The 13,698-nt window shown below is 58.7% G+C and carries 13 protein-coding genes; 10 read left to right on the forward strand and 3 right to left on the reverse strand.

Features of this window, described 5'->3' with window-relative positions; translation table 11 throughout:
* Positions 1-219 precede the first annotated feature (219 nt).
* The 4 genes from OVA00_RS35860 to OVA00_RS35875 all read left to right on the forward strand — a co-directional run bounded on the left by OVA00_RS35860 (position 220) and on the right by OVA00_RS35875 (position 1,473).
* On the forward strand, positions 220-750 hold the full coding sequence (locus tag OVA00_RS35860) for an ABC transporter substrate-binding protein (protein WP_268090759.1): 531 nt from the start codon (positions 220-222) through the stop codon (positions 748-750).
* Positions 747-911, forward strand: a complete 165-nt coding sequence (locus OVA00_RS35865; RefSeq protein ID WP_268090760.1) for a hypothetical protein — start codon at positions 747-749, stop codon at positions 909-911. The genes OVA00_RS35860 and OVA00_RS35865 overlap by 4 nt, the downstream gene beginning before the upstream one ends.
* 24 nt (positions 912-935) lie before the next feature.
* Positions 936-1,118 carry a hypothetical protein gene (locus OVA00_RS35870; RefSeq protein ID WP_268090761.1) on the forward strand — a complete coding sequence of 61 codons (183 nt, stop codon included), beginning with the start codon at positions 936-938 and terminating at the stop codon, positions 1,116-1,118.
* Between the two features lie 148 nt (positions 1,119-1,266).
* Positions 1,267-1,473 carry a hypothetical protein gene (locus OVA00_RS35875; protein WP_113188813.1) on the forward strand — a complete coding sequence of 69 codons (207 nt, stop codon included), beginning with the start codon at positions 1,267-1,269 and terminating at the stop codon, positions 1,471-1,473.
* Between the two features lie 51 nt (positions 1,474-1,524).
* On the opposite strand, the gene OVA00_RS35880 is transcribed toward OVA00_RS35875, so the two are convergent.
* Positions 1,525-1,716 (reverse strand): hypothetical protein, encoded by a 192-nt coding sequence (locus OVA00_RS35880; RefSeq protein ID WP_113188812.1) that lies wholly within the window; start codon positions 1,714-1,716, stop codon positions 1,525-1,527.
* Between the two features lie 147 nt (positions 1,717-1,863).
* Here OVA00_RS35880 and OVA00_RS35885 point away from each other — a divergent pair, with 147 nt between their 5' ends.
* From OVA00_RS35885 to OVA00_RS35910, 6 genes are all read left to right on the forward strand, one after another.
* Positions 1,864-2,316 (forward strand): DUF2721 domain-containing protein, encoded by a 453-nt coding sequence (locus OVA00_RS35885; RefSeq protein ID WP_268090763.1) that lies wholly within the window; start codon positions 1,864-1,866, stop codon positions 2,314-2,316.
* Positions 2,317-2,706: 390 nt separating this feature from the next.
* A complete protein-coding gene (gene aspT / locus OVA00_RS35890; RefSeq protein ID WP_034798732.1) occupies positions 2,707-4,398 on the forward strand; it encodes an aspartate-alanine antiporter in 1,692 nt (563 codons plus the stop codon).
* 260 nt (positions 4,399-4,658) lie between these two features.
* Positions 4,659-7,385 carry a decarboxylase gene (locus OVA00_RS35895; RefSeq protein ID WP_034798734.1) on the forward strand — a complete coding sequence of 909 codons (2,727 nt, stop codon included), beginning with the start codon at positions 4,659-4,661 and terminating at the stop codon, positions 7,383-7,385.
* 148 nt (positions 7,386-7,533) lie between these two features.
* On the forward strand, positions 7,534-9,225 hold the full coding sequence (aspT, locus tag OVA00_RS35900; protein ID WP_268090765.1) for an aspartate-alanine antiporter: 1,692 nt from the start codon (positions 7,534-7,536) through the stop codon (positions 9,223-9,225).
* A gap of 133 nt (positions 9,226-9,358) precedes the next feature.
* Positions 9,359-10,528 (forward strand): porin, encoded by a 1,170-nt coding sequence (locus OVA00_RS35905; protein ID WP_089045952.1) that lies wholly within the window; start codon positions 9,359-9,361, stop codon positions 10,526-10,528.
* 90 nt (positions 10,529-10,618) lie between these two features.
* Positions 10,619-11,506, forward strand: a complete 888-nt coding sequence (locus tag OVA00_RS35910; RefSeq protein ID WP_034798743.1) for a hypothetical protein — start codon at positions 10,619-10,621, stop codon at positions 11,504-11,506.
* Between the two features lie 219 nt (positions 11,507-11,725).
* Here the strand turns inward: OVA00_RS35910 and OVA00_RS35915 are convergent, their stop codons facing one another.
* Entirely contained in the window at positions 11,726-12,553 is an 828-nt protein-coding gene (locus tag OVA00_RS35915) for a tetratricopeptide repeat protein (protein ID WP_268090766.1), read from the reverse strand.
* A complete protein-coding gene (locus OVA00_RS35920) occupies positions 12,525-13,484 on the reverse strand; it encodes an adenylate/guanylate cyclase domain-containing protein (RefSeq protein WP_268090767.1) in 960 nt (319 codons plus the stop codon). The genes OVA00_RS35915 and OVA00_RS35920 overlap by 29 nt, the downstream gene beginning before the upstream one ends.
* Between the last annotated feature and the right edge of the window lie 214 nt (positions 13,485-13,698).

Here is a 13,698-nt window from a genome sequence, read left to right on the forward strand (position 1 = left end):
ATCGTCAACTGCCGCCAACCGTAGACTGGCTCGGCATCTTCGCGCGACCGATGCGGTTTACTAAACTGCCTTGGTGCCTGGAGGCAGACCGCGCTATTCGTCCGGTGCAGCAGCATCTTCTGGCGAATCTCCCTAAAAATTTACCGAGCGCTGGACACGGCGCGATAACTTGACTGGCAGAACTTGGTCCGAACCTACCGACCTTGCGATGGAGCGTACATGTCAAGCCGCCTCAAGACATTCACTGCACTGGTACTGTCCCTATCGGCGTTTCTGCCGGCCGCGGCGTCGACCGAAACGGCCTTCCTCGACCACCGCGGCAAGAAGGTCATGTTTGCAAAACCGCCGGAACGCGTCGTGACGACAGTTCGCTCGGCGCCGATCATCTATCGTGCCGTGGACGAAAAGGCCGATCGCATCGTCGGCATGAACAAGGATTCGCTGGTGAGATACTTTACCAGCGGCATCTATGCCGAGATGCTCCCGGAAATGGCCAAAATCAATGCCAGTGCCGCCCAGGATGGCTTCGTACCGAATGTCGAGGCGATCCTTGCGGAAAAACCCGACGTGGTGATCCAGTGGACCCATGACGAGAAGCTTATCGAACCGCTGGAGCGGGTGGGGCTCACTGTCGTCGGCTGGCAATGCTGCTCCGAGCAGGACCGGCTCGACTATGTCACGCTCAGTGGCTACATGACCGGCTGCAACGACCGCGCCCAGGCAATCCTGAAGCACAGTCCGAAACGTTGAAGGCCCTCAATGAAAAGGTTGCCAAGCACGACAAGTCGGCGCTTCCGTCGGTCCTTCACATCGACAAGGTCGCCGACCAGATCCAGGTCATCGCCAATGGCTCGCAGGATCTTTCCCTCAGCGGCGTCACCAACCCGGCGGCGGATAAAACCGGTGAATGATGGCGAACCGTCGATTTTGAACAGTTGCTCGTCTGGAACCCGGACATCATCATCATTCCCGCCTATGCGACCGACCTCAACCCCAAGGATTTCTTCAACAACCCGGTCCTTGCCAGCCTGAAGGCCGTGAAGGAGAAGCGCGTATACAAGCAGCCGATCTTTGCCCGCACCCCCGATGCGCCGGAAATCTTCCTGACATCGGAATGACTGGCGGCGGTCGCCCATGGGGCCGATTTTGCTCCCACCTTCAAGAAGCAGATCCTCGACAACTACAAGCTCATTTACGGCGCCGAACTGAAAGACGACCAGGTCGCTGCGATCCTTGAAACTGAAAGCAATGCGCCTGCGAGCAGATATGCCGAGCTCTTCCAGTAAGGGCGACCTGAAGCCTGCGGACTGGATCTGGCAGTACCCGACGACGACGGCGCGCGGCGGCTACGTCTTCATGCACAATGGCGACAACATGACCCGCTACCCAGACCGTGGCCCCAAAAAGGAGGCGCTTGTCGCCAATGTCTGCCTCGCGTTTCGCAGGCTCTCCATGGGTGAACTGCTGACTTAAAGGACCAAGACGCGGTCCCTATTGGCGCACGTACCCAAAAGTGCAGGTGGCTCACGGCCAGGCCGCGTAGTTCGTGTTGACGTCGTTCCTCTTCAGGGCGCCGCCGGCGCTGGCAACGAGCTTCTCAGCTGGTGCAAGATTTTCTGTCAAATGTTCTGGCAGGCCGTGCTTGCCTTTGGCCTTCTCCGCTTCTTTTGACGTAACAAAGGTCGTGCTTCCTGTTCTTTTCACGAGCACACGCAAGGGTGAATTTGCCCTGGAGTGGCTGCGGCTATTTTGGCCTTCAATCGTAAGTGACCGCCCCCCGAGCCCGCTTATAGTGATTTGCCTTTTGGGGAGGCCGCTACAGATTGCTAATGTTCTATTGCGCGAAAGTTGTTGAGAGCACACATGCAAACACCAGCAATCGTCACGGATCTTGCCTCTATTGTCCAAACTGCTCTGGCGCCGGTATTTCTCCTCGCTGGTACGGCAGGTTTCGTCGGTGTCTACGAGATGCGTCTTGGCAGGGTTTCCGATCGGCTCAATGCGATACAGGAAAAAGGTGAGCGAGGGCGCGGGCGACGCACGCAGTTGGACTATCTGCGCCGCCGTACGCTTGCCCTGGAAATAGCTGTCGCACTCGGGACGTTTGCCGCGATCTGCACTGGATGGGCAATCCTCAATCTACTCGCCGGTGCGCTTCAGTTCGGGTTTCGTGAAGAAAATCTCTTCTGGTTCTTCGGCGGTGCGATCCTGTCGCTTATCGGATCGCTTGTCGCATTCCTTGTCGAGATGCTTATTGCTGGGCGCAGCATGTTGCGCCAGATACGGATGGACGAAACCACCCCGGAACGCGATTGATCGGACAGTCCAAAGGTTCAAAGACAGGAAGCCTTCGCAGCCAGATCTCGGGGACGCGCAGGCGACCGTTGGACCGACCTGCGGCTTCTAACCGGAGCATTTAAGGTTTCGATCGCCTCTGGCTTCTTCCGCAGAGGCGCAGTTCACTACAAGAGACTGAAGGCCGCTCCCGGATAAAGGCCATCAAGCAGTTTCCTCCAGGAATGCATGAACGGTCACAACGAGCCTAAAATGTTCTTCGTTCTGGCGGTTATCGCGACGCTTTCATGTTAGTATTACTATATAACAAATAATGTCTTGTAACGGGTTGGCATGTGTGTATTCTCGCTTAAATAGCGATGAGCGCTTAGTCTGATTTTGTCCCGATTACCACGTTTTGGGGATGTTACTATGATCGACTGGTTCGTAAGCACGCTTCGCACATATCCTGAAATTGCAATCTTTCTCTCATTGGCGCTGGGATACTACTTCGGTTCATTCACCTACAAAGGCCTTGGCCTCGGTGCGGTGACTGCGACGCTGATCGCTGCCGTCATCATCGGTCAACTCGGGATCACCATTTCGCCGCCGCTCAAGGCCACGTTCTTTCTGATGTTCCTGTTTGCGATCGGCTACGGCGTCGGGCCGCAATTCGTTCGGGGCATCGCGAAGGATGGCCTCCCGCAAGCGTTGTTCGCGGCGGTTGTGTGTGTCTTTTGCCTGGGAGCGCCATATATCGCTGCCAAGATAGCCGGTTATGATGTGGGTTCCGCGCTGGGGCTCTATGCAGGCTCGCAGACCATCTCGGCGTCGATGGGATTGGGAACGGATGCCATCAATCGCCTTGGTTTGGCGCCGGAAGAAACCAAACGTCTTCTGGACGCCATGCCGGTCGCCTATGCCGTCACCTATATTTTCGGAACGATCGGATCCGCCATCGTGCTGGCGTTGATCGGTCCTGCGCTCATGGGTATCGACCTGGAGGCGGAATGCAAACGCTACGAGGCCGAGCAGGGTGGCAAGAAGGAAGCGGGGGGCGCTGGAACCGCTTGGCACCACTACGAGTTGCGCGCATATCGGGTCCGCGAGGGCGGGCCGGTCGTCGGCAAGACGGCACGTGAAGCCGAATCGATGATCCCTGAGCAGCGGATTTTCATTGAACGTATTCGTCGCGGGGGAAAGATCGAGGATGCTACGGCAGACACGGTGATCCAGGCAGGCGACGTCGTTGCCGTGGCCGGGCGGCGCGAAGTGCTGGTAAGCGTGATCGGTCAAACGGCAGAGGAAGTCGACGACCGCGAGTTGCTGGCCGTGCCGGTCGAAGGGGTCGATGTTCTTGTCACAACCAAGGAGGCGAACGGCAAGACGCTGGCGGAACTGGCACAATGGCCAACGTCCCGTGGCGTGTTCCTGCGCCGGATCGCCCGTGGCGCTACGGCGACGGAAATTCCGATCCTTCCGAACACGCAAGTCCACCGCGGCGATATCCTGACGATCGTCGGGCGAACGCAGGACACCGCGGCTGCCGCCAAAGCACTGGGTGTGGCCGACCGGCCGAGTGACATTGCCGATGTCGCCTTCATCGGCGCCGCAATTGCCATCGGTGGCTTGCTCGGTGCGCTCGTCTACAAGGTCGGCGATGTGCCGTTTACCCTGTCCACGTCTGGAGGCGCATTGATATCCGGGCTTTTCTTCGGCTGGCTCCGCTCCGTGCGGCCGAAATTCGGACGAATACCGACATCGACGGTCTGGTTCATGAACTCCGTCGGTCTCAACGTTTTCATCGCGGTGGTCGGTATTTCCTCGGGTCCAGGATTTGTAGCTGGCTTGCAGCAGCTTGGATTCAGCCTGTTCCTTTGGGGCATATTCGCAACGACCGTCCCGCTCGTGCTGGCAATGTATGTCGGAAAATATGTGTTCCGGTTCCACCCTGCTATTCTGTTGGGATGCTGTTCCGGCGCGCGCACCACGACTGCCTCGCTCGGGATGATCAACGATCGCGCCAAGAGCCAGATACCAGGCCTCGGCTATACTGTGACCTATGCCGTCGGCAACACCCTGTTGACGATCTGGGGCATGGTGCTCGTGATGATGATGACCTAGCGCATCTCCGGGTTAAATGGGGATGCGGAGGTGCCGCGTCCCTTCGACTACAGGCATGTATCTCGCACCTTTTCCAGTAGGCGGCTTCTTATCGGACCGGGATGGTTCGTCTTTCGAAGCCCTGGCCAGCGGGATCAGAGACCCTTTCTTGAGACTGCTTCGTCCCATTTATTGCGTCGATAATAATAGCCGCGACCACTGACGAAAACCGCAGATCGGTGGCCGCGGGTAGCCCATACGAGCCGAGTTGGGAGCGCGCTATGCCGAACAAGACCGCACAAGTAGATCAGTTTCTGCTCATCCATTCGGCACGCGCCGACAATTGGCGTGAGATCACGACGCTGGCAGACGCCTGGGCCGCCAATCGAGGCGCGCGGGCTGCCCTGGAAGCGGCGATTTCTGCTGTGGCACCGGCGGAGGAATACTACGCCTATCCGGGCAGACGGCTGCTTTCGGTTCTGGCAGAGCGTATTGCCACCGACGATGCCGGTGGAGCGGCAAGGCTTGCACGACGCATCTCCAATGGGCTGCTCAGCCATTCCTATCGCGGCCGCCAAAGTGAATGGGACGTGCATGACGAAATGTCAGGAGCCGAAGTGACCGATATCATGCCGCCGGGAACCGGAGAGGCTCGCGGGCGCCGGCCCTATTTCGAAGTTCTGTTCGTCAACAGTCAGCCGGCCACGCGTTGGGAGGCATTCGCCGCAGAGATTAGGAGGCTGCGCCGGCCAGAGGACGGTTTCATTTACGAGCCGGTGCTGGTCGGGTCCTTCGAGGATGCGTTCTGCGCGGCCGCCCTGAACCCCGATATTATCGCTATCGTGCTCGCTGAAGGTTTTCCTTACCGCTCACGGCACGACGCGCCTGTGCTTCGATCGGTGCTTGATCCGCTGGGAGAAACCGAGGGACCAGACATGTCGGCGCTTCGCCTGGCGCGCGGCTTGAAGCGCATCCGGCCCGAACTCGACGTCTATCTGCTTTCCGACCGGCAAGTCGAAAAGATCGCCGGAGATCCGACGGCGGATGCGGTGCGGCGCGTGTTTTACGCGGTGGAGGAGCCGCTGGAGATGCATCTCGCGATCCTCGAAGGGGTGCAGGCACGCTATGAAACGCCCTTCTTCGACAATCTTAAAAAATATGCGCGACGGCCCATCGGTACATTTCATGCGCTCCCCATCGCGCGCGGCAAATCCGTCTTCAAGTCTGACTGGATCCGCGACATGGGCGAATTCTATGGGCTCAATCTGTTCCTTGCGGAAAGCAGTGCGACGACGGGTGGTCTCGATAGCCTTTTGGAGCCCACAGGTACGATCAAACGCTCTCAGGAGCTGGCGGCACGTGCCTTTGGCGCTGACCACGTCTTCTTTGTGACGAACGGCACCTCCACCTCCAACAAGATGGCCGTGCAGGCCCTTCTGGCGCCCGGCGACATTGCGGTAGTCGATCGCAACTGCCACAAGTCGCATCACTACGGCATGGTGCTGACCGGCGCGCAGCCCTACTATGTCGAAGCGTTCCCGATGACCGAGTACTCGATGTACGGCGCCGTGCCGCTTGCGACGATCAAGCGAGCGCTTTTGACGTTAAGGGCGGAAGGGCGCCTGGACCGGCTGAAACTGCTCGACCTCACCAACTGCACCTTCGACGGGCACATGTATAACGTCAGGCGCGTGATGGAGGAGTGTCTCGCCATCAAGCCGGACCTCATCTTCCTCTGGGATGAAGCGTGGTCCGGATTTGCCCGATTTTCACCCTTCCTGCGGCCACGCACGGCCATGGGGGCAGCAGCGGATATCGAAAGCTGGTTGCAGGATCCGGCGTCGGTCAGTGCCTACGAAAAGCAGCGTGCGGACCTTGGCGATGAGCCGTCCGACGAAGCGCTGCTCGCCGCACGCCTACTTCCCGATCCGCGTCTTGTTCGCCTTCGGGTCTATCAGACCAATTCGACGCACAAATCGATGTCAGCGATCCGGCAAGGCTCAATGTTGCTCGTCAAGGATGTCGATTTTCATACCGTCGAAGCCCAGTTCCACGAGGCGGTGTTCACCCATGCCTCGACAAGTCCGAACCAGCAGCTGATCGCCAGTCTCGACGTTGCACGCCGGCAGATGGAGCTCGATGGGTATGGGTTGGTGATGAACGCGATCGAGATCGCTCTCAAGATCCGTCGGGCGATCAACGAACATCCGCTGATTTCGAAGTATTTCCGCGTTCTCGGTGCGGATGAGATGATCCCTGCGCAGTATCGCCAGTCAGGGTTCAAGGACTACCTGGCACCGGGTGCGACCTGGGCCACGGCGGTGAAAGCCATGAACGAAGACGAATTCTACCTCGATCCCACGCGTATGACGCTGGTATGTGGAACGGCTGGCTTTGACGGAACCCAATTCAAGGGGCTGCTGGCCAACGAGTACGATATCCAGCTGAACAAGACGTCGCGAAACAGCGTGCTTTTGCAGTCCAACATCAACAATACCCGCAGTGATATCGCGCATCTCGTTCGCGTCCTGGTCGAGATCTGCCGTGGTATCGAAAAACGGCTTGCCGATGGCGGCGAGGGCGAGCGGGCTGCCTTCGCTGCACGGGTAAAGTCGCTGATGACGGATGTGCCGGACCTTCCAAATTTCAGTCACTTCCACGCGTTGTATCGCGGTGACGCGGGACGCACGTCGCCCGAAGGCGACATGCGAGCCGCCTTCTTCCACGCCTATGATGCTTCGGTCTGCGAATACGTACCGCTGATCGGAGCCGAGTGCGACAAGCGGCTGAAGGAAGGTCCGGAAATGGTCTCGGCCAACTTCGTCATCCCCTATCCCCCGGGGTTCCCTATCATGGTGCCGGGTCAGGTCCTGACGCAGGAGACGATCGACTTCATGCGGAAGCTGGATGTGAAGGAGATCCATGGCTACGAGAAGGCAAGGGGTCTGAAGCTGGTCAAACCTGATGCAGTTGCGGCCAAGGCGAAACGATCGGCGAAAGCACGGTAGTGCCGGAGCTTCCACGGGTCCGCGGGCTGCTATCCGGACGAACTCGACCCCCAATGCTTTGCATGGATTGCCGGTTTGCATGAACGTTTGGGGTGGGCGGTAAAGGTGCCTTGGCCCTTGATTGAGGTGGGAGGGACTTCGTCTGGTCATGATTTGGATCGAGCAATTCCTGGTCAAGTATCCTGAGCTTGCCGTATTCCTTGCAATCAGCATCGGGTACCTGATCGGAGGCCTCAAGTTCGGAGGTTTCAGTCTGGGTCCGGTCACCGGCTCGTTGTTCGCCGGTATCCTCATCGGTCAGTTCGCCGATGTTCCGATTGCCGGGATGGCGAAGTCGCTGCTTTTTCTCCTGTTTCTTTTCGGTATCGGCTACTCAGTCGGGCCGCAGTTCTTGCAGGCCTTGAAACGGGACGGCATGAAGCCTGTCCTGCTTGCGGTGGTCGTCTGTGTGACCGGGCTGGTCACAGCCGTCGTGGTCGCGAAAATCCTTGGCTTGGACCCTGGTTTTGGAGCCGGGCTTTTGTCGGGCGCGCTCACTGAAAGTCCGGCAATGGGCACTGCCACCGAAGCGATCAACGCCTTGCCGCTGCCTGAGGCGGATCGCGCACGGTTTGTCGCCCACATCGCCGTGGCCGACGCTGTTTGCTACGTTTTCGGCGCTGTTGGCGTCATCCTGTTTTGCAGCGTTGTCGGTCCAAAATTGCTTGGCATCGACCTCGTCGCCGAGGCGCTAAAACTTGAGAAAGAATACGGGATAACCCGAAAGGCCACCGGGGTCGCGTCCGCCTGGCACAGGTTCGAAATTCGCGCCTACCGGATAGCGGAGGGCGCGCCGATCGCCGGTCGATCGGTCGTTGATGCCGAGGCAACATTTCCGGAGCATCGACTATTCATTCAACGCCTGCGACGCGGGGGCTTAATCCTTGAGGCCGCTCCCGAGCTTGTGATTGAACCTGGCGATATCGTTGCGGTGTCCGGAACACGAGAGGTGCTGGTCACCGTCCTTGGTCAGCGCTCCGAGGAAGTCGAGGATCGTGAGCTGTTGGACGTGCCGATATCGGTGACCGACGTGTTGCTGACGAGCCGTGAACTTAATGGCCGAAGCATTGCGGATGTGGCGACAGAAGGCTGGACAAGAAGCCTCTATCTGCGAACGATCAGTCGTGGCGGCCAGGACATTCCTCTTGCGCCAGGGATCACAGTGCAGCGCGGGGATATCCTTCGCCTCGTCGGCCCGGAACCGGTCGTGGTGAGCGCCGCCAAGCGCATTGGTGTCGTGGTCGCGCCGGCCACTGCAACGGACTTCCTGGTCCTCGGCCTTGCGATCTTCCTGGGCGGACTTGTCGGCGTTCTCGTCACGTTTCCCATCGGAGACATGAGGATTTCGCTGAGCACCAGTGTGGGCACACTCCTCGCCGGATTGGTGGTGGGGCACCTGCGCACGCGCTTTCCACTTTTTGGTCGCATACCGGATGCTGCGGTGTCACTCATGACCGCGCTTGGTCTTGCCGCCTTCGTCGCGATGACTGGCCTTCATGCAGGTCCGGTATTTGGCCCCGCTATCGCGGAAGCGGGTGTCGGGCTCCTGGTCGGCGGCATCATCGTCACAATGGTTCCATTGATCGTAGGCCTTTACTTTGGACGCTACGTGCTTGGCATGAACCCCATACTGTTGTTGGGTGGACTAGCCGGCGCGCAGACCATGACGGCCGGCATGGCCGCCGTCCAGGACAGGTCGGGGAGCTCGGTAGCAGTCCTTGGTTACACGCCTGCAGTGCCTATCGGCCATATACTGCTCACCACATGGGGGACGGTGATCGTGGGTATCATCGCCGGATAAGAAGCCAATAATCTGATCGATCAGCGGCAAAACAAGTGCACGACGAGAATTTGCAACAGACTTCTAAAGTAAAGTGGCGAATACTGACTGCGGACCGACAAGGCGAATCGCCCGTGACTGAAAGGTGCTTTTGATGCGGCATGTATTACACGTAGTCTCACCCGCACTTTTCAGCGTGGCACTGGGGGTTGCGGCACCTGCTTCGGCCCAGGAGCCAGCAAAGCCGGCGCAGGCCAGCAAGGAAGCCGAGCATTGGATACCGAAGCTGCGGCTCGGCGACGACAATGCTTATTTCGAATTCTACGGTCAGATCAACAAGGGCCTGCTGAGCTACGATGACGGCGGGCAAACGGATAACTATTTTCCGGCCGACAATGGGAACTCGTCGTCACGCGCGGGCTTTCGCATCTACAGCCTCATGGAAAACGACTGGTCTTTCGGGGCCAATCTCGAATGGGAGTGGAACCCTTACTCGACAACCAATGTGAACCAGTTGAACGAGGATCACTTCGACTGGGGGACCGATCTGCTGCGCAAGGCGGAAATCTATCTAAATTCGAAGGACTACGGCAAATTCTGGTTCGGCCAGGGCAGCATGGCGTCGGATACGACCGCCGAGGTGGATTTGTCCGGCACGGACGTTGTTGGTTACTCGCTGGTGTCGGATATGGCCGGCGGACCGTTTTTCCGAAACTCCGACGGTACGCTGTCGACGGTCCGCGTAAAGGACGCGTTCACCAACTATGACGGCCTTAGCCGCAAGCTGCGCGTCCGCTACGACACCCCGGCCTTTGGCGGCTTCAGCTTTGCGACGTCGGTGGGAACACAAGTCGTTCCGGAGGAAACCGACGTCACCGTCTGGGACGCGGCGGTTCGATACAATGAGACCTACGACGCCTTCAAGGTCGCAGCTGCACTTGCCTTTTCAAGGCCCGGCGATGGCAACTCGATATACGATGCGTCCGTTTCGGTCCTGCATCTCGATACCGGGCTCAGCCTCACCCTTGCAGCGGGCTACTCGGACAAGGAGACGGTTGATGGACGCTACGGCTACGTAAAGATCGGCTATCAGGCGGATATCTTCGATGTCGGCAAAACCGCGTTTTCGGTCGACGCCTATTTTGGCAAGGACATCGCGGGCAGGGGCAGCAAGAGCGATTCCTTCGGCGCGCAGATTGTCCAGAACCTCGACTATCTACAGACGGAACTCTACCTTGGAGCCCGGACCTATTCGCTCGACCAGGAGACCGCCGATCTTCAAGATAGCTTCGCTGTGTTGGGTGGCGCCAGAATAAAGTTTTAAGGAACAACCGGCGAAGCAAGATCGGTCCATGATCTTTCGCGCCGCTTCCTTCTTCCGCCGCTTATTTCCAGAATCTCGTTATCTGAGCAAATGGGTGATGAATTGACCACTGCAGGGACTGGTGTCTGCACAGCATTGATTGCTGCCGCGTTCCTCGTTCCAAAAACGGTTTCGGCCGCAACCGCAGAGGCAGATATCGTCGCTCAGCTTGCGTCTTGCGCGGCTCGATTGGAAGCAGGCAGGAGCTACGAGAGCTATGTCGACGGATTTGCCGACGCGCGGGACGCTGTGAGTGGCGCGCTCGCGTTCATGCGCAGCAGGGTTGAAACGTCCGAAGCCGAGGAAAATGCCGAAACCCTGAAGAAGGAGTTTTCTGCCGATCTTGTGAATAGCCCGATGCAGGCCCGGTCCCGTGTCTCCGCGCTTGTCGATGAGTGTTTGGCGCAAACGGCTGCGGTTGAAGCGATATTCAATGGCGTTGAGACAAGCCGTGTCAACGAACTCGAGGCCGCAACAAATGCGCAGCGTGAAGCAACTGAACGCGCTGAAAGCGAAGCCGAAAGGGCGGAGCAGGCGGAGCGGCGGGCGATCGCTGCGGAAGCCGCGGCAGAGCGAGCCAAGGCCGAGATCGCAATCCTCAAGGAACAGCAACGCGAACGGCAGGAGGCAAAGGCACCCACGACCGAAAGGAGCGATCCGCGCGAGGAGAATGAGAACTCCGTCTCACTAAACGTGCGGGAGAACGTCCAGCGTGCACTTCAGGCAAATGGTTACACCATTTTTGAAAGCGCCGAAGAGATGGAGTGCATGTGGACCGGTTCAGCGCACCAGTGCAGGCGGCCAACGGGTGGAACCATGATCAGCGTCATGTCCAGTCCATACAGAGTCCGCATCCTGAATGCAGGCAGCTCGATCGACTGTTTGAGGTTTCGCGAAGGTGAATTGGTCGCGCAAGGCAATGGTGACGATTGCCGGTAGAGGGCCTTCGCAGCCCGGTTTCAGGCAACGCGCCCGGCTTCGCTGGCGTGTCGAATAAGGCACAGCCCGGGAGCGAGTTTCGATCGCTCGGACTGTCCGACCCAAGTGACGAGCGGAAGCTCTCGAATGGCATTGCCGCGGCCACTGAATTGCGAAGTGCTCCTTGACAGGGCGATTAGGCTCTCCTTTGGTCGGGCCAGCCATCGCCAGACTTGATACTCAAGCCGGTAAGCCGGCGAGGCGCAGGCCCTCACGCAGTCGATCTGCATCCTCGGCCCTTTGGAGATACAAAGCGTCCACGAGCCAATCTACATGTTCGCTTGGGCCGGCAGCCGGATCGCCTTGCCACAACGCGCTGACTGCTGCGATGCAAGCCTTGCCACACTGCTGCGCCTCTTCGAGACGCCGCGGGTGTCGCCGGCCTGGTGCGTCCAGTATTAGTTGTTCCAATAGACTGGCCGCCTCTTGGTAGCGCCTGAGCCGAAACATGATGTGCGAAAGATAATAATTATACCAGGGCGGGTGGCATGGGTTGAGTCGAAAAGCAATCTCGGCTGCGTGCAGAGCCAGTTCGGGCTTTCCGATGCACGATTGGACCCAGGCCCAGAAAATCTGGATCAGCGGATCGTTAGGGTTTAGGGTCCGGGCAAGGCCCAAATGCCGCTCGGCCCGCTCGAAGTCGCGCCACATCAAGCACATGTATCCGAAGGTGGAGTGCACCCGGGCATCGTTGGGGTCTTTCGCCAGTGCTTCTTTGGCCTGGTGAAACGCCTCGATCCGGTTCTCGTCCTTCTCTCGTGGTACTCCGACGCTCATCTCGACCGAACGATTGAGATAAATCCAGGCGAGGCCCGCATGGGCGCGGGCAAAGCCTGGATCGATCTGGAGTGCCTCTTCGAATTGTGCTTGCGCACGTGCTTGGGCCTCAGGCGTGAATACGTCGGAAAATCTATTCCCCTGGAGGAAGAGGTCATAGGCCCGAATGTCTTCCGGCTGACGTCGCCGGGCTGTCACCTCGCTATCTTGGATAATTCGTTGGGCCACCATTGCGACAATGCTCTGGGAGATTTCTTCCTGAAGGGCGAAGACGTCCTCCAGTGCGCGATCGTATCGTTCCGCCCAGAAAGGGGGCACCGCTTCCAGCATCAATGAGCTGGGCCGTGATGCGAACGCGCTCGCCTGCGCGACGGACACTGCCCTCGACGAGGTATCGAACCCCGAGCGAACGCCCTATCTCGCGAGCGTCCACATTTTTCCCCCGAAACGAGAAGGAAGAGTTTCGCGCGATGACCATGAGCTCGCGAAAGCGCGACAGCTCCGTAATTATGTCTTCGCTGATACCGTCGCTGAAATAGACCTGTTCGGGATCGCCGCTCATGTTTTCGAACGGCAAGACCGCCACCGTAGGTCTATCGCTCGACGCCCAGGCGACTTTCGCACCCTCAAGGACGTTGTCGAATACCAAGCTGTAAGTCCGCACCGGCCGTGAAATATTCTTCAGACGCTGCTCGCCCGCGAACTCGAACCGACAGTCGAGTTTCCCAGAGAGCTGGTCGTAGACTGTCCCGGAGATAAGGAGACCGCCTGGCGGGCAACACTGTTCCAATCGGGCCGCCACGTTGACACCGTCTCCCAAAAGGTCCTGATCATCCACCAGTACGTCGCCAAGATTGATGCCGATACGCAAGACAATCCGGCGCTCAGCCGGTATTCGCGCCTGCCAATCAGGCAATTGCTTTTGAACCGCAGCGGCGCAGGCTACAGCCTCGACGACGGAACCGAATTCGGCGATCAGGCCATCGCCCGTCAGCTTGAAGAGACGCCCATGATGCTGCGCCAAGAGAGGCTCGAACAGTCTCCGGCGCAGGTCCGTGACTGCCACGAGAGTTGACGCCTCGTCCAATTCGACGAGACGTGAATAGCTGACAATATCGGCAACGAAGATTGCCGCCAGTCTGCGTTCTCCGAGGATGCTCATCTCCTCGCCCCTTATGATGCCAAATGCTCTTGGCTACACAAACCGAACCCAACAACAATAGCCCAGCGACGCCTCTGCGGCCATCTCTTGATTTGGAGACTGTGCTGGTCGAAAAGATCTGGAAGCGTGAAGTACTCGAATTCGGAACGGGCGCCGTGATCGATTTTGATTCACCCTGGGTCGAATGCCCCTATCTGGCCCACCTTTGGATCTG

The sequence above is a fragment of the Ensifer sp. SL37 genome, from assembly GCF_026672675.1.
GTDB classification, from domain to species: domain Bacteria; phylum Pseudomonadota; class Alphaproteobacteria; order Rhizobiales; family Rhizobiaceae; genus Ensifer; species Ensifer adhaerens.

Coding starts and splice junctions, on each gene's coding strand:
- OVA00_RS35915 (WP_268090766.1), bottom strand. CDS start 12,553: ATGGTGGCCCAACGAATTATCCAAGATAGCGAGGTGACAGCCCGGCGA.
- aspT (WP_034798732.1), top strand. CDS start 2,707: ATGATCGACTGGTTCGTAAGCACGCTTCGCACATATCCTGAAATTGCA.
- OVA00_RS35920 (WP_268090767.1), bottom strand. CDS start 13,484: ATGAGCATCCTCGGAGAACGCAGACTGGCGGCAATCTTCGTTGCCGAT.
- OVA00_RS35910 (WP_034798743.1), top strand. CDS start 10,619: ATGGGTGATGAATTGACCACTGCAGGGACTGGTGTCTGCACAGCATTG.
- OVA00_RS35905 (WP_089045952.1), top strand. CDS start 9,359: ATGCGGCATGTATTACACGTAGTCTCACCCGCACTTTTCAGCGTGGCA.
- OVA00_RS35860 (WP_268090759.1), top strand. CDS start 220: ATGTCAAGCCGCCTCAAGACATTCACTGCACTGGTACTGTCCCTATCG.
- OVA00_RS35885 (WP_268090763.1), top strand. CDS start 1,864: ATGCAAACACCAGCAATCGTCACGGATCTTGCCTCTATTGTCCAAACT.
- OVA00_RS35875 (WP_113188813.1), top strand. CDS start 1,267: ATGCCGAGCTCTTCCAGTAAGGGCGACCTGAAGCCTGCGGACTGGATC.
- OVA00_RS35895 (WP_034798734.1), top strand. CDS start 4,659: ATGCCGAACAAGACCGCACAAGTAGATCAGTTTCTGCTCATCCATTCG.
- aspT (WP_268090765.1), top strand. CDS start 7,534: ATGATTTGGATCGAGCAATTCCTGGTCAAGTATCCTGAGCTTGCCGTA.